This is a genomic window from Paenibacillus pini JCM 16418 (assembly GCF_000576305.1).
GTDB lineage: Bacteria > Bacillota > Bacilli > Paenibacillales > Paenibacillaceae > Paenibacillus_AQ > Paenibacillus_AQ pini.
In genome coordinates, this window is sequence record NZ_BAVZ01000004.1 from 13,720 (window position 1) to 36,464 (window position 22,745).

22 protein-coding genes and 2 pseudogenes are annotated in these 22,745 nt (G+C 37.5%); 15 read left to right on the forward strand and 9 right to left on the reverse strand.

What is annotated here, in order from left to right; translation table 11 throughout:
• The first annotated feature begins 21 nt into the window (after positions 1–21).
• The 13 genes from JCM16418_RS23590 (at position 22) to JCM16418_RS26325 (ending at position 10,959) form a co-directional block, all read left to right on the forward strand.
• On the forward strand, positions 22–801 hold the full coding sequence (locus JCM16418_RS23590) for a phage tail domain-containing protein (RefSeq protein ID WP_052020107.1): 780 nt from the start codon (positions 22–24) through the stop codon (positions 799–801).
• 13 nt (positions 802–814) lie between these two features.
• The gene (locus tag JCM16418_RS07230; RefSeq protein ID WP_036647208.1) at positions 815–1,768 is read left to right on the forward strand and encodes a phage tail spike protein; all 954 of its coding nucleotides are present in this window, start codon (positions 815–817) and stop codon (positions 1,766–1,768) included.
• A gap of 91 nt (positions 1,769–1,859) precedes the next feature.
• Positions 1,860–3,059, forward strand: coding sequence for a phage tail spike protein (locus JCM16418_RS07235; RefSeq protein ID WP_036647209.1), 1,200 nt, complete (start codon positions 1,860–1,862; stop codon positions 3,057–3,059).
• Positions 3,060–3,621: 562 nt separating this feature from the next.
• On the forward strand, positions 3,622–6,432 hold the full coding sequence (locus JCM16418_RS23595) for a WD40 repeat domain-containing protein (RefSeq protein ID WP_052020108.1): 2,811 nt from the start codon (positions 3,622–3,624) through the stop codon (positions 6,430–6,432).
• Positions 6,433–6,604: 172 nt separating this feature from the next.
• A complete protein-coding gene (locus JCM16418_RS07255) occupies positions 6,605–6,883 on the forward strand; it encodes a hypothetical protein (RefSeq protein WP_036647216.1) in 279 nt (92 codons plus the stop codon).
• Positions 6,884–7,015, forward strand: coding sequence for a hypothetical protein (locus tag JCM16418_RS26320; protein ID WP_256203047.1), 132 nt, complete (start codon positions 6,884–6,886; stop codon positions 7,013–7,015). It begins immediately after the preceding gene.
• Positions 7,016–7,057: 42 nt separating this feature from the next.
• Positions 7,058–7,519, forward strand: coding sequence for a hypothetical protein (locus JCM16418_RS07260; RefSeq protein ID WP_036647218.1), 462 nt, complete (start codon positions 7,058–7,060; stop codon positions 7,517–7,519).
• Positions 7,516–9,366 (forward strand): glycosyl hydrolase family 28-related protein, encoded by a 1,851-nt coding sequence (locus JCM16418_RS07265; RefSeq protein WP_081765349.1) that lies wholly within the window; start codon positions 7,516–7,518, stop codon positions 9,364–9,366. Before JCM16418_RS07260 ends, JCM16418_RS07265 begins: the two co-directional genes overlap by 4 nt.
• Positions 9,367–9,449: 83 nt before the next feature.
• Entirely contained in the window at positions 9,450–9,707 is a 258-nt protein-coding gene (locus tag JCM16418_RS07270; RefSeq protein ID WP_036647221.1) for a hypothetical protein, read from the forward strand.
• Position 9,708: 1 nt separating this feature from the next.
• Positions 9,709–10,002 (forward strand): hypothetical protein, encoded by a 294-nt coding sequence (locus JCM16418_RS07275; protein ID WP_036647223.1) that lies wholly within the window; start codon positions 9,709–9,711, stop codon positions 10,000–10,002.
• Positions 9,999–10,313, forward strand: a complete 315-nt coding sequence (locus JCM16418_RS07280) for a phage holin, LLH family (RefSeq protein WP_036647224.1) — start codon at positions 9,999–10,001, stop codon at positions 10,311–10,313. Before JCM16418_RS07275 ends, JCM16418_RS07280 begins: the two co-directional genes overlap by 4 nt.
• Before the next feature lie 32 nt (positions 10,314–10,345).
• Positions 10,346–10,609: a M23 family metallopeptidase gene (locus JCM16418_RS25695; protein ID WP_052020109.1), complete on the forward strand. Its 264-nt coding sequence runs from the start codon at positions 10,346–10,348 to the stop codon at positions 10,607–10,609.
• Positions 10,579–10,959, forward strand: coding sequence for a M23 family metallopeptidase (locus JCM16418_RS26325; protein ID WP_277912094.1), 381 nt, complete (start codon positions 10,579–10,581; stop codon positions 10,957–10,959). Before JCM16418_RS25695 ends, JCM16418_RS26325 begins: the two co-directional genes overlap by 31 nt.
• A gap of 254 nt (positions 10,960–11,213) precedes the next feature.
• Here the strand turns inward: JCM16418_RS26325 and JCM16418_RS07290 are convergent, their stop codons facing one another.
• The 7 genes and pseudogenes from JCM16418_RS07290 to deoR all read right to left on the reverse strand — a co-directional run bounded on the left by JCM16418_RS07290 (position 11,214) and on the right by deoR (position 18,183).
• On the reverse strand, positions 11,214–11,585 hold the full coding sequence (locus JCM16418_RS07290) for a recombinase zinc ribbon domain-containing protein (RefSeq protein ID WP_158442414.1): 372 nt from the start codon (positions 11,583–11,585) through the stop codon (positions 11,214–11,216).
• Positions 11,586–11,748: 163 nt separating this feature from the next.
• Entirely contained in the window at positions 11,749–13,047 is a 1,299-nt protein-coding gene (locus JCM16418_RS07295; protein WP_036647228.1) for a pyrimidine-nucleoside phosphorylase, read from the reverse strand.
• A 395-nt stretch (positions 13,048–13,442) separates the two neighbouring features.
• Positions 13,443–13,718 (reverse strand): annotated as a pseudogene (gene deoA / locus JCM16418_RS24220) (pyrimidine-nucleoside phosphorylase); the annotation flags it as partial.
• 67 nt (positions 13,719–13,785) lie between these two features.
• Positions 13,786–14,967 (reverse strand): phosphopentomutase, encoded by a 1,182-nt coding sequence (gene deoB / locus JCM16418_RS07305; protein ID WP_036647232.1) that lies wholly within the window; start codon positions 14,965–14,967, stop codon positions 13,786–13,788.
• Between the two features lie 43 nt (positions 14,968–15,010).
• The gene (locus tag JCM16418_RS07310) at positions 15,011–16,189 is read right to left on the reverse strand and encodes a NupC/NupG family nucleoside CNT transporter (protein ID WP_036647234.1); all 1,179 of its coding nucleotides are present in this window, start codon (positions 16,187–16,189) and stop codon (positions 15,011–15,013) included.
• A gap of 168 nt (positions 16,190–16,357) precedes the next feature.
• A pseudogene (gene deoC / locus JCM16418_RS07315) lies at positions 16,358–17,022 on the reverse strand (deoxyribose-phosphate aldolase).
• Positions 17,023–17,247: 225 nt separating this feature from the next.
• Complete coding sequence (gene deoR / locus JCM16418_RS07320; protein WP_036647236.1) at positions 17,248–18,183, reverse strand: DNA-binding transcriptional repressor DeoR; 936 nt, start codon at positions 18,181–18,183, stop codon at positions 17,248–17,250.
• A gap of 221 nt (positions 18,184–18,404) precedes the next feature.
• Here deoR and coaA point away from each other — a divergent pair, with 221 nt between their 5' ends.
• On the forward strand, positions 18,405–19,325 hold the full coding sequence (coaA, locus tag JCM16418_RS07325) for a type I pantothenate kinase (RefSeq protein ID WP_036647237.1): 921 nt from the start codon (positions 18,405–18,407) through the stop codon (positions 19,323–19,325).
• A 62-nt stretch (positions 19,326–19,387) separates the two neighbouring features.
• Here the strand turns inward: coaA and JCM16418_RS07330 are convergent, their stop codons facing one another.
• A complete protein-coding gene (locus JCM16418_RS07330) occupies positions 19,388–19,756 on the reverse strand; it encodes a hypothetical protein (protein ID WP_036647240.1) in 369 nt (122 codons plus the stop codon).
• Positions 19,757–19,934: 178 nt separating this feature from the next.
• Between JCM16418_RS07330 and JCM16418_RS23610 the strand changes: the two genes are divergently transcribed.
• Positions 19,935–20,633 (forward strand): class I SAM-dependent methyltransferase, encoded by a 699-nt coding sequence (locus JCM16418_RS23610; protein WP_052020111.1) that lies wholly within the window; start codon positions 19,935–19,937, stop codon positions 20,631–20,633.
• A 17-nt stretch (positions 20,634–20,650) separates the two neighbouring features.
• On the opposite strand, the gene JCM16418_RS07340 is transcribed toward JCM16418_RS23610, so the two are convergent.
• The gene (locus tag JCM16418_RS07340; RefSeq protein ID WP_052020112.1) at positions 20,651–22,723 is read right to left on the reverse strand and encodes an MMPL family transporter; all 2,073 of its coding nucleotides are present in this window, start codon (positions 22,721–22,723) and stop codon (positions 20,651–20,653) included.
• Positions 22,724–22,745: the final 22 nt, after the last annotated feature.

Below are 22,745 nucleotides of genomic sequence, written 5' to 3' on the forward strand. Positions count from 1 at the left end.
TTTTTATGTGGAGGTGAATGAATGACGGTAGCTGAAAGTTTGTATTTTGTTTATGACGGAAAAAGAAGTGATGAAATGGGAATTATCAATGTAAACCTTGAAACAGGAATGTTAGAGGAGAACTTCTTACCTGAACAAAATATTAAAGAAATAACGATTCGAGGTAAAGATGCTCCATATTATATGGAGAAAAATCGTAATCCAATTACGCTTAAACTAACTTTTGCTTTTGTAGCTGATTTTAACGAGGAAAAATTAAAGCATGTAAGTAGCTGGTTGGCTAATCAACCTTACTATAAACCTCTTTACTTTTCGGATAATCTTAATAAATGGTACTACACTTTATATACAGGGGAAGTAAAACTGATTCACAATGCTTTAAAACAAGGATACATCACCATTGAGATGAGAAACATCAGTCCCTATACGTATTCTCCTATATATCAATCTGGAATTTACGACTATAGCCTTAATACATCAGATGGTATGGATTTCACAATCAATAACCTCGGTACATTACCATGCAAACCTATCATTAAATTAGAAAAAGTAGGCGCTGGAGAAGTTAAAATCGTTAATTATTCTAATAGGGGTAAAGAATTTTTAATTAAGAATCTAGTTCATGGAGAATTTATAGAAATTGATTCAGATACAGAAGATATTAGTTCGAACATACCCCTAACCTATCATTTTGATGATACGTCTGGTAAGTACCCTTATTTCACCGAAGGGAATAATTACATAAAAATTTATGGTAATTGTAAAATCCAGTGGATTTACCAATTCTCATCGTTATACTAAGGAGAAATTCTAAATGATTGATATTATAGATTCTGACATCATCAAGCCTAAATATTTTTTATGTAGGCCTGATTTGAAAAGAACTACGATTGCAAATTTAAGTGAAGCAACTAGTGATAGTCAAAAATTAAGCCGAGGAAACGTGAATGAATTAACATTTTCTGTCCCTCTATTTTTATCTAAAAAAAATAAAAGAGTTAAAAATAAACATGTCGATTTAATAAAAGAAAAATATCATATCCGAGTTGAAAAAGGTAAGCATATCGAGTATTACCTCATTAACAAAATCATTAAAACGATGGATGATATGGATACGATTAAAGTTGAGTGTTTTAGTTTGCCATTTGAGTTATCGACTAAACTCATTAAGAACTATAGTGTTGTCTCATATAATGCCACTCAAATATTAGTTGATATGCTTCAATCTACTATCTGGAATGTAGGCTATGTGGATGCTCAATTTGATCTGAAGTACCGTACTTTCGACTTTACTGGAAGTGTTCTCAGTGCAGTTCAACAAATTGCTTCTACTTTCACAGCGCTAATTGTATGGGATACGGTTAAACGACAAGTCAATCTCTATGATCCAGACACATATGGCTCGAATAAGGGTTTTAAAACAAAATACGGAAAACTTATGCAAGGGATTACCCAAGAACTTAACTTAGATGAATTTTGTACTCGTCTGAAACTATTCGGTAAAGATGATATGTCCATTCAAGAGGTTAATCCGCTAGGTGGTAATTTCATTCAAGATTTCTCTTATTTTATGTATCCGTTTGCTATAGATGATAAAGGAAATATTACTTCACATAGTTTTTATATGAGTGATGAATTATGTATTGCTTTAAACAAATATAATAAGCTAGTTGAAAGTAAAACATCTGATTACTCTAATTTATTGAAGCAAAAGTCAACCCAAGAAGAGAAACTTAACAAAAAAACAAACCGAATTATCAACACTTAATACAGAGCTTAATATCTTATCAGACCAACTTGATACTGCGAACGGGACAGGAAAACCTACGGCTGCACTTATTATACAAAAGAACAACAAGTTGGCTCAAATTAACTCAAAGAATTCAGAAATTGATACAATTAAAAATCAGATTGCTTCTACTGTATCTGCAATAAATGCTCTTGGTAAACTGTTGAGAATGGAAAGCAACTTAACTGTCAACCAGTTAATAGAACTCAATCAATTTATCATTGAACAAGAAATGTCTGACTCAAATTACACGGATGCAGCTACCTTACTGGAAGACGGTAAGAAGAAATTTGAAAAAATGCGTGAACCTAAGATCGTTGCAACCATTTCTTTAGTCAACTTTTATGAGATCTTAACTGAAAAACATAACTGGGACAGACTTGATATTGGTGATGTTATCACAGCAGAACACGAAGATTTAGGAATACATATTAAAGCAAATGTAACGGATATTGATTTCAATTATGCCGATGCAACGATAAGCGTAACGATCTCTAATGTTAACGAACTACTATCCGATGAAGAACGTTTCATGAAAGATCATCTGAAAAATATTAGCATGTCAAATAGCGTCAATATGAATCAATATAAATGGGATGATGCAAAGGCTACAGCAGATGATGTTACTAAAATATTGAATAATACGTGGGACGCTGTTAAGCGAGATATTACTGCTGGAGTTAATGAAGATGTGAGTATTAGTAGGCGAGGAATTATTATAAGAGATCCTGCTGACGCAAATAAATTACTTATCATGCAGCATGGTCAAATAGCTCTCTCAAATGATAATGGAAATTCTTGGAAGATGGCAATTACACCAAATGGAATATACGCAGACCGATTAGTGGGAAAGATTTTACTCGGGAATAAATTAATTATTACAGACGACAATGGCACGTTTAATATTGAAGGAAATCTCCTAACCATTAAAGATAAACTAGGCTCTATAAGAATCCAACTTGGAGAGTATCTACCAAATCGATATGGCCTAAAAATACTTGGTGCGAGTGGAAATGTGGTACTAGATGAAACTGGTATTTTACAAACAGATACAATTCAGTTAGTCGATAATGTTGATTCAGAACATCCACTAAAAATTAAGTTTTATATTGCGCCTAAAACGATGAGATATGATGAAATCATGCTTAATTTTTCCCTTGAACGTTTCAGGCATATAGTAAAGGAGCATCTTATGGTGGTGGGGGTGCAACAACCTCATCTTCAGGCGGAGGTAATGTTACTACAGCTCAAAGTACGAGAATTGATTTAACAACCACAGGATCTACGTACATTTCGGGTTCCACTCAAACTGAAGGCTCTTATTATGGATCAGGTGGGCATAATCATGGATGGCCTGAGGGTACGGTATTCAAAGATATTAATGGAGTACCTAGAACTTGGGTTCCTTCAGGAAATCATCAACATTCGGTTTATTTGGGAGACCATTATCATAATATTTATATGCCCTCGCATGACCATAGTGTATATATTCCTTCTCACGAACACCAAGTATATATTCCATCGCATACTCACGCCATTGACTATGGAATTTATGAGAGTAGCTATGCAAGTGGCGTACAAATTAAGATTGACGGTATCGTTAGAAATAGCACGTCCTATTATAGCGATAGCAATGTAAATATCACGCAATGGATACAAACAACAGGATGGCATACGATTGAGTTAACATCAAATCAATTAGGTAGAATTAATGCGGCCTTATATATGCGTACATTTGTTGGTTCATAGAAAAAAAAGAAGTCAAATATACAACAATACAGAAGAGCCTTTATTCATATAAGGATCTTTATTTTATTATAAGGAGGAATGACATGTCATCATTTGATTTTGGAAAAAGCACCATAACGAAATACCGAGCTGGAACTAGTGGCGATCAATATATTGATATTAGCGAATCTAAGAAAGTAATTAATGGGACAATACTACTTAGTGAAATACCTGATTTCGATAATAAAGTTAAAATACCGAATATGTTTGAAGTCCCACGAACAAATAATAGTTCATTAAAGGATAAAGAATATATCGTTGATTATAATGAAGGTATTATTTCTTTTAGTAATTCAGCAGAAGGACTAACCTTAAGTCTGACATACAAAGGCAGAGGTAATCACTATGTTAGCTCAGCTAGGATATGGACACAGGAGCAAGATGGAGAAGTTCTTGAAACATTAAAAGATATTGTTGACAAAAGTTCTTCTTCGCTCGAAAAAATTTCTGAGCTTTCTAACTTGATGAAAGATACAAAGCAAGCAACAATTAATGCTAATGATAAAGCGACGTTAGCCGACACTAAGGCCACTTATGCTCAGACTCAAGGTGACTATGCCAAATCACAGGGGGCTTTAGCTAATACAGCATCTACACTGGCTAATACGGCTAAAGACAATGCAAATACAGCGACCTCTTTAGCTAACAGTGCAACCACTGCTGCGAACAATGCAAGGGATAATGCTAACGTTAAGGCTACATATGCTCAGCAACAAGGTGACTATGCATTAGGTGTAGCTGATTCTTTAGTGCATAAAGGAATATATAATGCCTCAACTGCTTATGTAGTTCGAAACATCATTTATTATAATGGTTCGACTTATATGTGTATTAGTAACACGACAGGTAACCTTCCAACTAATACAAGCTATTGGAGAAAGCTAACCAATATGAATTGGCTAGGAACCTATTCTACTTCAACAACGTATAATTTCGGGGATATTGTTGTTGATAGTTTAAATCAAACTCTTTACATGTGTATTTTAGATGGAACTCTAAATAAAGCATTAACAACCGTGGTAAACTGGACAACTTTAGTAAGTGTAGCATCAGCCATTTCAAACGCGAATACGGCTACTACTCAAGCCAATACAGCAAGAGATAATGCGAATACAGCAACTACCTCAGCTAATAACGCAGCGACTAGCGCAAATACAAAGGCAACATTTGCTCAGACTCAAGGAGATTATGCTAAAGCGCAAGGAGATTATGCTAAAGATAAAGCGGAGAAAGCAATTGAAGTTGGTACTTCTCTTATCAATAGAGGTACTTATAGTAACACTTTGGCTTATAAACCATTAAATATCGTTGTTTATGACAGTGGAGTGTATCAGAATATTGTTCAATCAACAGGAATACTCCCAACAAATTCTTCTTACTGGCAATTACTTATGCAGACATCAACATCTGTTACTTGGGACACGATTTCAGGTAAACCTGAAGTTGAGAGTCATATTGCAAACAAAAGCAATCCACATGCAGTTACTGCATCACAGGTAGGGTCATATTCGAAAGAAGAAGCAACTGCTAATTTTGCACCTATTAGTCATAATCATACAGCAATTGATCTACCTAATAATTTAGAGACAATTACTGGAGCTCAAGCTAAAGCAACAAGTGCTGAAACAAAAGCAAATACATACACAGATAATAAAGTAAGTGCTCAAGTAGGTACACTTAGTAATTTACTGACTTCAAAGAAAACGAATACAGTTGAGGCTATTAATGAGCTTTTTACCTCGTTAGGTGATGGGAAAAATAATGTACGTGCCGCTATCATCGAAAAAGGGGGAACGGTTGCAGGAACTTCCCCTAATTCATTTAAGGAGTTAACGGATGGTATAAAAACTTTATCGTCATCTATAAACGGACAATTAAATGAGATCATTCCTTTTGCTGAGACTATTAATACTAATGATCCAGTTTCAATAAAGATATCGCCCATTGCGTTATCGAAAATTCCTAATCCCGATATTTTACCTACAGGAAACGCGAATGATGTGGCTTTTAGTAACGATGGTAATTACCTCTGTGTCGCACACTCAACTTCGCCATATATTACAATTTATAAGAAAAATGGTTCGAATTTTATAAAGCTTGCAGATCCAACTGATTTACCTCTTGCATCTGTTACGGATGTAGCTTTTAGTCCTGACGGTGTTTATTTAAGCATTGCAGAAAGTATGTCTTATTCTGCGACAATATATAAAAGAACTGGTGATACATTTACCAAACTCACTAACAAGGCAAGTGTATCAAGTTTTATTATGGACTTATCTTTTAGTCCTGATGGTAACTACTTAGGTGTAGCGACCTATCAATCTCCATATATAAGTATACATAAACGAAGTGGAGATACGTTTACAAGGCTCGCAAATCCTTCTGCACTGCCATCAGGTCAATGTAATTGCATCTCTTTTAGTTCTGATAATAATTATGTAGCCGTAGGACAATCCACTGCTCCTTACTTATCAATTTACAAAAGAAGTGGAGATACACTTACGAAAATCACAAATCCAAGTATATTACCGACAGACACTTGCTTTGGAGTAGCCTTTAGTAATGATAATAAATTTTTAGCATTTGCGAGTTCGTCATCACCATACATCATCATTTATAAGAGAGACGGAGACACATTTACGAAGATTGCAAATCCAATTGATATTCCAGATGGAACTTGCTATAGTGTTGATTTTAGTTCTGATAGCAACTATCTTGGTGTCTCTCTAAATTCATTTCCCTACTTTACAAGATATAAAATTACGGGCGATACGTTTACGAAGCTAAGTGACCCAAGCACTCTACCTACAAGTGGCTGTAATAGTACTTCATTTAGCCTGATACTAACTTTTTAGCCACTGTTAATGCAATTAGTCCTTTTTTAACTATATACGCTTCTAGTAGAACAGCCTTCAAAAGCACTAATTCAATTTCTGAAATACAATCTTCTCTTGGATTAGGTTTTGCTAAAGAACAAGGAAAATTAGGGAGTAGTAAAACGATAGCAACTCTATGGAGGTAAATAATATGAAATTTTATCTAAAAGTTAATGAACAAACAAAAATCATTGAAGATGCTATTACGTATAAGCATGATGGTTATATGGAAGTCGAATATCCAGAACTACCAATAGGAATTAACGCAGGATACTACCGTTGGGAAATGGATCAGCCTATTTTAGATGAGGAATTGAAGAAGGAAGCAGATAAAAAGAATCTTCCGCAAGGTTATCTCGAACTAGCAAGCAAGCTGGAATTATTACAGAAAGCAATGGACGACATGATACTTAAGGGAGGTACATCTTAAATGGGCGCATATATGGGACAACGTATTATTGATGGAGTCTACGAGTACAAGTATGTAATTTCTAAACGACCCGATTTAAAGGATGAGATTGAAGAATATCTTACAGAAAACCTATACGATTTTAATAATTAAATTATAGTAATAAAAAATACTAATAAGGATGTGAATATTAAAATGGCTGCTCATAATAAACCCCTTCAGACAGCATCGTCAGGTACATTTGCGCCCCAACATTTTAATCGAGATACAGATAACTACGAATACTCGGAAGGTAAAAATGGTGCATTATTTGTGGCATTTAAATCCTCTCACGAGGAGTTTGTATTTATTGATAAATCTAGTACAGCAGGGATAAAAGACTATACTGTACTAGATGAAAAGACTATAAATATACCTTTTATCTCTTCTGATCCTGTCGGTACAAAATCTACTCTTAGCGCATTCTTGGTTGATTCATCAGGCAATGAGTACCAAAAACAAGGAATTAGGCAGAGTGGAGTAATGGATATAGTTGATATAGTTAATACTGGAGAGGTAGTTACTTATTCAAAACCAGCGGGATTTATGTTAAGAATAAAATGGCAAAAACCAACAGGTGCTGGTACAGTGAGTGCCAAGGCGGTAATTGTACAATGAATTTAAATGATGGCGTTGTTACAACAGCATTAAACAGATCACTTAAAGCCTTGCGTAATAGAAAGGGGCTGAATGTATTAACAACTAAAGCAGTAGGCGATGGTATCATAGACGACACCAATGCTATTCAATCAGCAATCGACATAGCATATGCTGAAGGTTATGAGGGAATATACTTACCAATAGGAAAATATAGAACAACAAAGACCCTTATACTTCCGAATCAAGACAGACCGAATACGTTAGCTACACAAGGTCGTGGGTTTAAGATTGTTGGCGATGGAATGTATGATAGCGGAATAGTTTACACAGGCAACGAATTTGCTATATATAGTGACAAGAATATGGCAGAAACTATATTATTTCAAGATTTCTATATTAATCATAGGAATGGTAGTGGCATTCATCTACCTCAAGGAGCTCATCAAATGTTTGAGCGCTTCTTTTCTAGTTCATGCGGTGAAGGTGGATATGGCGTATTAATTGACGGAGATATTGCGGATCAAGATAAAACCAAAGGTCAAGGTTCTTATATGGTTTCATTCCGTAATTGTCGATTTTGGGAAGAATGGGGCTATCGAGGTACTGGAGTGAAAATAATCAATTCTGTATTATGTACTGAGTTTTCAAATAATTTTTTTAGTAGAACTATTACTAACAGACCCATTTTAGAATTGGTTAGATGTGATACTGTTAATATTAAAAGTTGTGCATTTGAAAGAACTCCCCAGAGTGTTCCAGTTGCGGATGCTAGTAAGGGTAGAACTGAAGCTATGGTTGCGAGTGAATCAAGGCTTGCTAACTCTAAAATCACTTCTCCTTTGATTATTCTTGATCAATGTCACGCTGTATCCATTACAGATAGTCATGTAGAAATGTCTTTTGAGTCGTTCGTAGGCATTAAAAATCACAGCGCTGGAATTTTAATTGATGGTTGCCAATTATCACATTATGCAATTATCGACTATGATTTATCCAATGGGTATGTAATTGTCGTAGATAAAGACTCTATATACTCCAGAGATATTATTTTAGGAGCTCGTAACCATCGTACTCAGGTCAATCATGAAGGTGGAACTATCGGTGCAGCATATGTTGACCCTATCGGATGTGTAACGGTTAAATCACATTATGATTATACTCCATACCAAGACTTGAACTATCTTCATGAGCGTAGAACTGTACCTTATATCGGTAGTACAGGCTCAAATTTATTGTCTAATCCATCTTTTTATTCTCTTACTCCTAATGGAGTGCCAAGTAATCTTGAATTAGTAGACGGTACATGGACATTTTCACAATTACCGTATATCTCAGGTTGTAGAATTAAACAGATTGGAGCAAAGGGAGCAAAGTACAGGCTTCGTACGAGAACAGTTGAATCCTTAAATAAACATGATTTCTACTCCTTTATTATCGTAGGTAGAAATAATTCAGGAGTGTCTAATGAGGTATATATTGATATTGCAGGAGACACAAACGATTTAACTTATATAATCCCTTCGGGGAATCAAAGGTTTACACATATCCAACAAATTAAAGGACAAGCCTCTGATATCATTGATATTGTTACATACGCTCCTCTGGACTTAACAATTTATGCTATGTACATAATTCCAAACATTGTCACGGAAGTTCCTTACGGTTCCGAAACTCAATCAGTCTCGAAATTGAAATCTGTTGATATTACAACCCTTTCCATTAAGCTTGACGCAGTAGAAACTTTACCTGAGTCAACTTGGAATACTAGGGGTCACATATTTCGTCGAGAAACTGATGGAGTTGAAGATCAACTATTTATTTGCAAAAGAAAAGCTGATGGAAGTTTTTACTGGAAAGAAATATAGTTCTACGTAACATAGTAGAGACTTCATTCAATGAAGTCCCTTTTTGTATTCTATAGAACTGATAATGAGAGGGAGTATCTATTATGGATGAAGTACAAACAGAGATGCTACAGCGTATTACAAGGGTTGAGACTGTAGTTGATGGCATGAACAAAAAGCTAGATAGCGCTATTAATGCAAAAGATTTAGCAGTTGAAGCTCTTACGATTGCTAGAGATAATACGCGACGCATTTCAGACATGGAAGACGGTCAAAAGTTCATGCGTAGAGCTATTGGTGGCTCGGCTATCACGCTAGTCATGGGTATTATCATAGCTGCCATAAAGTTAGGGGTCGTTTAGAATGGTTGCTCGTAAACCAGTGAAACGAAAACTCACTGCAAAACAACAAGAAAAGAAAAGTATAGAATTCAGCAAGATTATATTAGCAATGGTTATGTCTACATATTTTGCAGGTGTATTGCTAGGTGGGTATATTGTATTTCATTCAAGTAGTGAGTTAAGCGCCCTTCTTACCTTTATTGGCGCGCCTGTTGCTACAGCAATTGGATTTTATTATTGGAAAGCCAAGAATGAAAATGTTAGTAAGCACACTATGAATAGAATTGAAAATACTGAAGGAGATGAGCAACCATGATTGATCTTACACCCATCGTACAGGCAATTGTTATTCTTGCTGCTGCTATAATTACTACGATTATCGTACCTTACATCAAAAGTAAAACTTCTATTAATCAACAAAATCAAATTTCTTTGTGGATAGATGTCGCTGTGCATGCAGCAGAGCAGCTCTATATAGGCTCTGGTCGTGGAGAAGAAAAAAAACAATACGTAATTAACTTTCTTAAGATTAAAGGGTTTAAAATCGATATTGAATCTATAGAAGCTCTTATTGAATCAACAGTTAATAAGATCAACAACGATAGCAATACAATCATCGTTAACTAATTTTTCTAAAACTATTGAAAGGAATGAAAATTATGTATCCATTTGAAAAATATCGTCTCACCTCCCCTTTTGGTATGCGTATGCATCCAGTTGATCATGTCATGAGATTTCATAGAGGTGTAGATCTCGTTACATCCCCTTCTAACGGTGTTCTAATTGCATTTGTAGCTGGAGAAGTATTACATGCAAAGATGGGCGTGACAGGCTCAGGATTTGGGAATATGGGCAACGTAGTAGCATTAAAGATGATAAAGGTTATCTGCATGTGTATGCCCACCTTTCTGCCGTATCCGTGAAAGTAGGACAGCATGTTACAAGAGGAGAAAAAATAGGTAACCAAGGAAATACAGGAAAATCTACAGGAGCCCATCTCCATTATGAAATTCGTAAGAAGTACAGTCCTAGCTTTGGTTGGACTGAGACTGAGTCTGGAGTTGTAGAACCTACTCGTTATTTACAAGAGTACTATAAAAATGAAGGAATTAAGGAGGAAATCGAAATGAAATTAGTTGATGCAAATTTAATTATAGATAAGTATCTTAAACCGGCTTGGGGAGCTTCTAAATCAATATCTGAGAAAAATGACATCGGAAGGTTAGCTGATATTCTTCGTGTTGCTTCTGGACAAAAACCACAAAATAATTAGTAAAATATGCTCTAAAATGATCAAATTATATAGAAAAGTGTCATCCTAAAATTATTCAATAATGATATGCATGATAGTCCTGTTTTATGCATAGTTTCGTCTTAGAAAACCCTTATATATCAACGTTTTTTGAACGCCCCTATTTCGTAAAATGATTAACAATAGCCTCCTTCAAGTAAAAAATATCAAAACATACCATGTCATCCTAAAATGGTCTAATTTGAATATTTATCTTGAGGGAGGCTATTTTTTTCTTAAAAATATATTTGATCATCAGAAACGAACGTTCTTGTGTTGTCATTGTATAATATTTCTATAGTCTTATTAATTGGATCAATATTAATCTGTTTCACAGAATTCATAACTTGTTCTAATGTTATCTGATCATAATCCTCTACTTTTGTCCTTAATGTCATTTTAGATCCGCTTGTACCAACTCCTGTTTTAACTTTGTCTATTTCGAGATGGTTAGCAACTAAATAGACAATTCGATTCTGTTCTATAACTTGTCTTATACATTTGCCGTAATTAGAGTAAGAAGAACAAATATATTTTTCTTTGTTTCGCTCCTTTATTCCCTTAAAGTTTTTCCCGCAACTCGAACATTTAATTTTCTTTGAAAACAAGTACATCTCTTATACCTCACTATTATAAATATTAAGTTAACTTATCATATATTACTTTATGTATTATTATCGTTTATCAGAAACCAAATAAATACCCCCTCAAATTAATAAACTACATTGAAGGGGTAATTTTTTAAATTATAGTTTTTAATTATCCATCAATTCATTGAATAACTTCATAAATAATTGGATCTACAACTGGAGCTGTATTCTCAATTGTGAATGCTTTTTTTAGTTTAGCGACACTATCTTCATGGTTTCCGTTACTATGAATATGTGCTATAACATCCCCTTTTTCAACTTTGCTTCCAGTCTTTTTCAACACTGTAATTCCGACAGCATAGTCAATTTTATCTGCCTTTGTTTTACGACCAGCACCTAGCAACATGGCTGAAATTCCAACTTCCTCAGCGTCGATTGCCGTAATATAACCACTAGTCTCACTCAACACTTCAATTGTTTCTTTCGCTTGGGGCAACAGTGAATAATCATCAATGAAACCACTATTACCTCCTTGAGCTTCAATAAACTCTTTAAACTTCTCCAGAGCTTTTCCTGAACTAATTGCTTCTCTTAGTTCGACGATTGCTTCTTCTTTATTGCTTTGTTTCTCACCTAATACCATCATTTGCGCTGCCAATTCTAAACATAGTTCCGTTAATTTAGTTTCACCATGTCCTTTTAATACTTCAACTACTTCTTTAATTTCATTAGCGTTACCAACTTCATGACCAAGCGGCTCTTCCATATTGCTTAATATCGCAACAGTCTTCCTGTTTAATTTACTACCGATACTAACCATTAGTTTTGCTAGTTCCTTCGCATCATCAACAGTTTTCATGAATGCACCTGAACCTACTTTGACATCTAACACAATTGCGTCGGCTCCTGAAGCAATTTTCTTACTCATGATGGAACTTGCAATTAGTGGAATTGAATCTACAGTACCCGTAGCATCTCTAAGTCCGTATAATTTCTTATCCGCAGGAACCAAATTAAGAGTTTGTCCAATTAAAGAAATCCCAACTTCATTTACGGTTTGAATAAATTCATCATCACTTAACTCAATTCTAAATCCTTCAATTGCTTCCAATTTGTCCAAAGTTCCACCTGTATGACCAAGTCCGCGACCTGACATTTTAGCTACTTTAATACCTAGTGAAGCTACTAAAGGCAAGACAATTAAACTTGTTTTATCTCCAACGCCCCCAGAGGAATGCTTGTCTACTTTTATGCCATCTATACCCGAAAGATCAATGGTGTCTCCCGAAAAAGCCATTTCATGTGTGAGATAAGAAACTTCAGCATCATCCATTCCTTGAAAGCAGACCGCCATAGCGAAAGCAGCCATTTGATAATCTGGAATTTCATCTGAGCTATATTTAGAAATCATAAACGTAATTTCTTCTTTAGTCAGAATTTCGCCATGTTTTTTCTTGAGTATAAGATCAGACATTCTCATAGCAATATTCCTCCTGTGTTGTTCGTTTTGATTATATTTTTATTTTTCCATGTTACAACTGTTGTTACGATATCAAAGAGAAGGTGAGAATGTACGTCAATTTTTGCAAAAGCCATGAATTCTTCTAACGATGTGTTATAAGCTGCGCTTATTTTTTCAAACAAAGGCTGTTGTGGAACAGAATCATATACTAGATAACTTTTTGCAGTATATTGACTTATGTGTGTTTTATCAGCAATTGCTTTAGCAGTAAAATCGTGGCCTTCTTTTTCAACAATTGATTCTAACCACAATTTAAAACCATTTCTAAATTTTTGGTATATGTTAAAAGCCCAGATACGGAAATTAGTCGGTTCTTCTGCTTTTAAAGATAGCTGCAACATTATGTTATTTGGTGTAGTTGTATCACCCACACCACCTGTAGAGTGTTTATCTACCTTCACACCTTCAATTTCAGAAAGGTCGATCGTATCACCAGAGTTCACAATGGCCATTGTAAGGTCAGCACGTTCGCGTTCATTCATATTTTTAAAGAAGATGGCCATAGCCAAAGCGCTAACCTGATAATCCGGGATATCACCCTTGGTATATCCTTCAATGATAAAGTTAATCTCTTCTGTTGTTAGTTCATGTCCGTCACGTTTCTTCTCGATCAAATCAACCATTCTCATTAGATGTATACCTCGCTTTCAAAGTTGTAAATATGGATGAATTAAAGTATGAATCATAGCAGATTTGCTATTTAAGTTGTGATAAGAAGCTTGTTCCGTATTCAGGCATCTTCACGCCAAAGTTCTCCGCCACGGTAGCACCGATATCAGCAAATGTTGTACGAATTGAAAGATCACTACCACCATCCTTAAATCGTGGTGAGTACACAAGCAAAGGTACATATTCACGCGTATGATCTGTTCCACGATAGGTTGGGTCATTTCCGTGATCAGCTGTAATGATCAGAAGATCATCATCCGTCATTTTAGCGAATACTTCGTTCAAACGCACATCGTAATCTTCCAATGCTTGGGCATATCCTTGAGGATCACGGCGATGACCATATAGAGCATCGAAATCAACCAGATTCAAGAAGCTCAAACCTGTGAAATCCTCGTCCATCGTTGATATCATTTTGTCCATACCGTCCATATTGGAAGTCGTACGAACAGATTTTGTTACGCCTTCACCGTCATAAATATCTGAAATCTTACCCAGTGCGATAACATCATAATTAGCATCTTTCAGCTCACTCATTACCGTACGATCAAATGGTTTCAGTGCATAGTCATGACGATTCGGTGTGCGCTTGAAATCTCCAGGCTCACCCAAGAATGGACGAGCAATGATGCGTCCAAGCATGTACGGATCTTCAAGTGTAATTTCACGACAGAATTCACAAATTTCGTATAACTCCTTGAGAGGAACCACATCTTCGTGTGCTGCAATTTGCAGAACAGAATCGGCAGAAGTATACACGATTAGTGCACCTGTTTTCATATGCTCTTCGCCCAGCTCATCAAGAATTTCTGTTCCGCTAGCTGGTTTATTCCCAATCACCTTGCGACCTGTCTTCTCTTCAATATGCTGAATCAACTCATCTGGAAATCCATCAGGGAATACTCGGAATGGTGTATCAATATAGAGACCCATGATCTCCCAGTGACCCGTCATTGTATCTTTACCAACGGATTTTTCTTGCATCTTCGTATAATAAGCCATTGGCTTGTCTGATTTATCCACACCCTGTACTTCACGAATGTTAGAAAGTCCAAGTTTACCCATGTTAGGCATATTAAGCCCACCACGTTCGCGTGCGATGTGTCCGAATGTATCCACATCGAAATCATCAAACTGTGCAGCGTCTGGCGCTTCACCAATACCTACAGAGTCCATTACAATCAGATGTATTTTTTTAAAAGTTGCCATATGAATCACTCCTTCATTCCTGAGTATAACGCATGCGAATCAATTATAAAAACAGTCCCGCAATCGTAGCTGAAAGTACACTCACTAGCGTTGCACCATACAACAGTTTTAGACCGAAACGTGCAACCACATTACCTTGTTTCTCATGCAAGCCTTTTACGGCACCGGCAATAATTCCGATCGACGAGAAGTTTGCAAAGGAGACTAAGAAGATGGATACAATACCGTTTGCGCGAGCGGACATTGCCGTATGTTTACCAAGTTCAAGCATCGCAACAAATTCGTTGGAAACCATTTTAGTTGCCATAATGCTACCGGCTTCCACTGCTTCTTTCCATGGAACACCCATCATAAATGCAAATGGTGCAAAAATGTATCCAAGTAACTCTTGGAACGAAATACCAAAGATGCCATCAAAGATACCGTTAATCATTGCAATTAATGCAACAAATCCGATTAACATCGCAGCAACGGTAATGGCTACCTTGAAACCGTCCATAATATATTCGCCAAGCATTTCGAAGAATGATTGTTTCTCTTCTTCTTGGACTTCAAGAAAATCTTCTTCTTTCGATACTTCATAAGGATTCAGAATCGAAACAATAATGAATCCACCAAATAAATTCAGCACTAGCGCAGTCACAACATATTTCGGATCAATCATGGTCATGTATGCCCCAACGATTGACATCGAAACCGTCGACATAGCCGATGCGCATAAGGTATAGAGACGATGTTTAGGCAGCAGTCCGATTTGCTTTTTCACAGAAATGAACACTTCAGACTGTCCCAGGATCGCAGAAGCTACAGCATTATAAGATTCAAGTTTACCCATTCCATTAATCTTACTTAACACCAATCCAATATACTTAATAATAAAAGGTAATATCCTTGTGTACTGAAGGATACCAATTAATACGGAAATGAAAATAATCGGTAAAAGCACCGTCAGGAAGAAAGGCGCCTGACCCTCGTTCGCCAGTCCACCGAATACAAAGTTTACACCTTCTGCCGCATACGCGAGCAATTTGTCAAAGACACTAGAAAAACCTTTAATCAAAAAAGAACCTATACTCGTGTTCAGTAGAGCATACGCTAGTATAGCTTGCAGCACGATCATGATGATCAGTGGGCGATAGCGAATTTTGCGCTTGTTATTACTGCCTACGAAGGCAAGTGCAAACACAACAAGTAAACCTAGAATCGCAATTAAGTATTTCATAGCTGTCTCCTTGCACTCGATTTTAAGTTTAGTAAACGTGAAAACTTTTGAAAATAATATATTAAGCGCTTACACGCTCTTCAAATAGTCTATGACAGTGAAATAACTTGAAATTGCACCCATTAATAAGGATTGGGCAAAAGAGAAACCTCTTCTGCCCCTCAAACATTAATAAGTAGATGTAGACGTTCCACCTTGCATGATTTTCACGCCTGAACTAGCACCAATACGAGTAGCTCCTGCTTCGACCATTTGGTTCATATCTTCGAGCTACGAACACCACCCGAAGCTTTGACTCCGATGTCAGGACCAACGGTTTGACGCATGAGACGAATATCTTCTGGAGTTGCGCCACCAGTAGAGAATCCCGTTGAAGTTTTCACGAAATCTGCACCAGCTTGGACAGATAAACGACAAGCGCGTTCTTTCTCTTCGTCTGTTAACAGACAAGTTTCAATAATTACTTTAACCAATGCTTTACCTTTAGCAGCTTCAACAACTGCCTTAATGTCTTGTTCAACGACACGATCGTTCTTATCTTTCAAAGCACCAATGTTAATAACCATATCCACTTCAGTAGCTCCATTAGCGATCGCATCTTGGGCTTCAAAAGCTTTCACAGCAGATGTGGAAGCACCTAGAGGGAAACCAATTACGGTACATACTTTGACTGTAGTACCCTTCAGTTGTTCCGCTGAAAATTTGACCCAAGTTGGGTTCACACATACAGAAGCAAACTCATATGTCTTCGCTTCTTCAGTCAGTTTCTTAACCTCAGCTTCTGTTGCATCTGCACGTAGCAGAGTATGGTCAATCATGCGTGCTAAACTCATATTTATATCCTCCCTTTATTATGTTAGTTAACGTTATTTGATACGGTCTCAAACGATGAAACCGTTTATAGGGTTATCATATCACCCGCTTGAACATATGTAAACAACATCATGAAATTATGTTCATGCTGATTCATATCGTCTCAAGTATTGTGCACAAAAAAAATCTGCCGTATGTAAACTCGGCAGATTTCTAAAAGTATAATTGAGGATTTTTAAGCATTATTAATGAAGTAAAGCCTGGGCTGTAAACTGATCTGTGACTAGAATATTAGCATATTTACCCGCAAGTGCAGCCTGAATGGCCTCCACTTTACGCTGTCCACCCGCAACGAGTATTGACTTCTCCTTGTTACGAAGATCAGAAAGCTGTATCCCTACGGTACGGTTATTAATTTCTTCACTGCAAATATGGCCTTCCTTATCAAAAAACCGAGAACAGATGTCGCCTGCACCTTTGCTTTTCAACTGTTCCTGTTCGGCCTCACTAAAATAACCTAAGCGAAATAGTAGCGCATCTTCCTTCACGGTACCTACCGTAAATACTGCAATATTTGCTTGTTTCCCTAATTCAACAATACGTCCGATATGACGATCTTCATCAACAATCTGCTTCATGGCAATACTATCAAAGACGACTGGAAGAGGTAAATATCTCGGTACGGTCTGAAAGGCTTCAGCGAATAAATTAACAGTCTCAGCAGCATAAGTATTTACGTGAGAGTGGCTTACACCGCCCTTCAATTGGACAACTTCCACACCTTTTACATGCTTGGGTTGTAAATGAAGTGCCACAGCATGCATGGTTGTTCCCCACGTTACACCAATAATGTCTTTATCCTGGACGGTTTCATTTAAGAATGAAGCGGTCTTCTTACTAATGTGCTTCTTAATCTCTTCATACGTATTAAGCGGTGAATAACAAACTTCAACCGTGTCTAGTGCATATTTTGTACGTAAATCTCTCGCGAGTGCATTTAAATCTTCATGGGGATCAACAATATCAATACGAACATAGCCTTGTTCCTTGGCGTATTGAAGCAATCTGGATACAGTAGGTCTTGAGACACCTAGACGAGAGGCGATATCTTGCTGGCTATAATCGGACTGATAATACAATCTCGCGGCCTCAATCGATAAACGCTGTTTTTCTTTGTCCATTAGAATCAACTCACTTATCTGTAAACCTCATTTTTATATCATTCTTATCATTATAACGGTTCCGACTTGAAACTAAAAATATGGTATTATTTCATTGTAATCCAGTGCTTGTATGTTTACTGGATACACTATATACTGCATTACAGATGTTTATAGTTCAAGAAAAACTTAGTCCAGCTATGTATTGTGCTTAAGTTTATTCTCTAGAAAGCAGGCTTGCAATGAATACATATTCTCCTTATTTCGAGTTTGGCCGTGAGGATTGGGGTAGCGTGAACGACCTCCCTCATTTTCAAATCACAGAAGAAGAGTTTGAACAACTCAGAGGACTTAACGAAGACATATCCATAAGAGAAGTTAGTGAAGTGTACTTACCTCTAACGCGATTAATTCATTTATATGTGAACGCTTTCCAAAGGCTCCATGCAGAGATGAGATCACTACTTGGCAGTCCTGTAGCTAAATCTCCTTATATTATCGGTATCGCTGGTAGTGTTGCCGTCGGCAAGAGTACAACAGCAAGGCTAATGCAGACTCTACTATCACAATGGGATCAGCATTCAAATGTAGCACTCGTAACAACGGATGGTTTCCTGTACCCAAATCATATTTTACAGGAACGAGGAATGATGGATAAGAAAGGCTTTCCTGAAAGTTATGATATTAAGAAACTGATTCAGTTTATTGGAAACGCTAAATGCGGACAGCCTGAACTACGTGCTCCTGTCTATTCCCATACTGCATACGATATTCTTCAAGGCGAAGAACAAATCATTACTGAGCCTGACATCTTAATCCTAGAAGGAATTAATGTATTACAGGTGAATACGGAAGCCCAGGTCTTTGTCAGTGATTATTTTGACTTCTCCATCTATATTGATGCTGATGAGGCTAATATTCGCAAATGGTATGTTGAACGTTTTCAAATGCTACGTGATACTGCCTTTCAGAATCCTGAATCTTACTTCCATCGGTATGCTTCTCTTACACAAGCTGAGGCGATCCAGAAGGCTTACCAAATATGGGAACAAATTAATGCTGTTAATCTACAGCAAAATATTCTTCCAACGAAAGAACGCGCTAAACTGATCGTTAAAAAAGGTCCTAATCATACGATTGAGCAGGTTTGTCTGCGAAAATAGTTTATATTAAAAAAGCGTACGGGCATGAGCCTGTACGCTTCTTTTGTATTCTATAACTTTTCTTAGATAAAGAAGAACGGGAGTAAAAACAGCAGTGCTATACTTGCCCACGCAAGACCAGCACCGTTACCGTATCCGTACCCATATCCTCCACCATATCCATAACCGTTGCCGTAACCATTGCCATATCCGTATCCATAGTTCTTAATTTTAGCCTTGGCTTTATGCATATCTTGAAGCTGTTTTTTCGCTTTATATGCCTTTGTAGACAATACATTAGCGCCTTTACATGCGCCATCGAATTCCAGACCGTGTTCATGTACGTAACTGAGTGTGCCATAGACATGTCTTCCGTCATGCATGACTGCACAGAAGCGCTGACCGACCAAAGGCTTGCACGTTTCCTGACATATTGGATAAATTTGTCGCATTGGATGTACCCCTCCCTTTTCAGTTATTCCCCATATTGTATTCTCACTTTCCATTGCTTGACTGAGTCACTTGTACGTGCAGGCGAAGATCGGCTCCAGCCCATAAGCAAAGAAAGATTCTCACATACAATATAGTCAAAGGGGCGTGAACCATGAATTATCATGATATATTAGCATTATGGGTGAAGGAGCTGCCCATCCTGGCGGATTCGCAGCGACACTTCAGTTGTTGAAACGACATCCTATTGTTGCAGGTCAACGGGTATTAGAAGTCGGATGTGGTACCGGCAGAACGGCATGCCATCTCGCACGAAGTGGCTGCATTGTTACAGCTATCGACAATCATCAGGGTATGCTTGCCAAAGCCAGAACACGTGCAAAAAGGCAGCATGCAAGCATTACATTCATTGAGGGAGATGTAACGAAGCTCCCTTTCGATGATCATTCGTTTGACGTCGTATTCGTAGAATCGGTCACTTTATTCGCAGATCCTATTGCAGCACTTACAGAATACAGACGTGTGCTAATACCTGGTGGCCGTCTGGTGGATAGAGAACTATGCGCACGCAAACAAGATGTAGAATTAGAGAAAACGATGAAACACTTATACGGCATCCGAATTTTACCCAATCCGACAGATTGGCAGGATCTTCTTACCGCTTCCGGATTCAATCAAATACAGATAGAGACGGATAGCAAGATGGTTAATCCTTTAGACCGAACTACAGCAGCAATCGTGGATCGAGATCAAATGGTCGATTTTGCACAGATACAACATCCAGAAGTACTCGCTTTTCTGAAAAACAATGAAAAATTTATTAAAGAGCAATATAATGATTTCACTTATATCATCATGATGGCTATCAATCCAAGTTAAGTCGAAATAAACGGCTGCTAACGCAGGAAGCGTGGCAGCCACCAGTTTAGCCGCCCCATTAACATCATCAAGGAAGGTACAAGCACTAATCTGATTAACGTTGCATCGATGAAAACGGCCGTAGCGATACCTACTCCTAGTTGTTTGACCCCTGCCACTTCACCAAAAGCAAAAGGTATGGTTACGACAAGTAAAATGGCTGCCGCCGATGTAATTATTCGACCTGTTGAAACCAGACCTTCTTGAATCGCTTGTTTATAATTTCCTGTCGCTTCATATTCTTCGGTCATACGTGAGAGCAGAAATACACCATAATCCATACTAATCCCAAAGGCCAATCCAAAAATAAATACAGGAATCATTATGGCAATGCTGCTAGGCTCCATCCCTAATCTTCCATCTTGAAATATAAAGACTAGGATACCGAAGGCAGCTCCCAAACTTAACACATTCATAAGTAAAGCTTTGAGTGGAATCACAATTGAACGGAAAGCTATGAATAACAAAATGAAGTTTGATAGCCCAATCCATAACAGCACACTAGGGAGCCTTTCATGAATTTCATCCTGTATCTCCTGCTCATATTTGGCTTCTCCGCCAAGTATAAAAGGTAACGTGTAATGCTCACCCTTCTCTTCCCATGTTCGCAGCCACTCGCTGGCCTCTTCCGATCCTGGAATACCTCGAATCGTCACAGAGAGAAGTAATTCATTATGTATATTTTGTAAAATTGGTTCCATTGTCAGGACGTTAGGATCATGTTTAAGAGACTGCTGCAACTGAACAATGGCCGGCCACTTCGAGCTACCCACTCCCAAATCCTTGTCCTGAATTACAATTGGAATAGACGAGCTTGTCTTACTCTCAAATTGGGAATGGTATGTATTAGCAGCCCATCTGGATTCATAGGCTCTAGGTAAGGAGGAAGCATCAGGTATAGAAGTCTCTAAGTTCCGTACAGGAATTACACACAATACGATCAGCATGGAAGAGAAAAAAGTCATCCGTAATGGTTTTCTCATTACAAAGGAAGACCATTGTAGCCACTTAAGGCGCAATTTAGCAGTAGAGGCTCGATATTTTGTAGATTCTCTACGATTCAATAGTGAAAGCATTGCAGGTAGCAGCGTTAAATTCAGAATCACAGAAATGATAAGCACCGTAATTGCTGCTACAGCAACCGATTGGAACATCGGAAGACGTATTAGATATATAGCAGCAAGTCCCAGGATAACACATGCCGCAGAGAACAGAATCGATCTACCTGCGGTTCGTAGAGTGATCAGCATCGCTTTTTCAATGGTGTTCTCCACCCCACCTGCTGAGCGTTCTTCTCTAAACCTATTCGTCAATATAAGTGCGAAATCAATGCTCAATGCAAGCCCAACCATTGGGATAACATTAAGGACAAAATTCGAAAGTTCCATAGTTCCGCTCATGCCTAACCAATACATGATACCCATCGCTCCACTCACTGCAATTAGTCCAATTACAATAGGTAGCAAAGCGTAAAGCACGCCTCCAAATGCAACTAAAAGAATAACAAATGCCAGTGGGATACCGATAAACTCAGCCTTCTTCATATCCGCTAAACTAGCTCGATTTACATCCGCTTGTACAACAGATTTACCGGTCAAACCTACTGTTATATTAGGTGTTTTAGGAATAAGACTATGAATCTTAGAGATCGTGGGTGCCATCGCAAAAGAGGGGTGATTGAATCCTAGGACAATATATCCTGTATTTCCTTGGAGCATTCGTGGATCTGACTTGGGAGAGATAACCGTTTCCAGCCCTTCAATCCTTATCATATCCGATAAAGTTTGATCCATAATCTGCTTCAGATTTACTACAGATTCCTTATTATCTCTCTCGAACACAATAATCACAGGATCTGCAGGAATACCGAAATGATCATTAAGAATATGCTGGACTTCGTTATAAGCACCCTCTACTTGGAGACCATGATCCTTTAGCACTGAAGGAAGCAATGCAGCGGAAGAGCCGAATACGATACAAAAAGCCATCCACAGCGCAATGATCACGCCTGGAAGGCGAATGGTCAGATAAGTCAGCATTCGGTATCCCATAGATAGCTCCTCCTAGCATTTT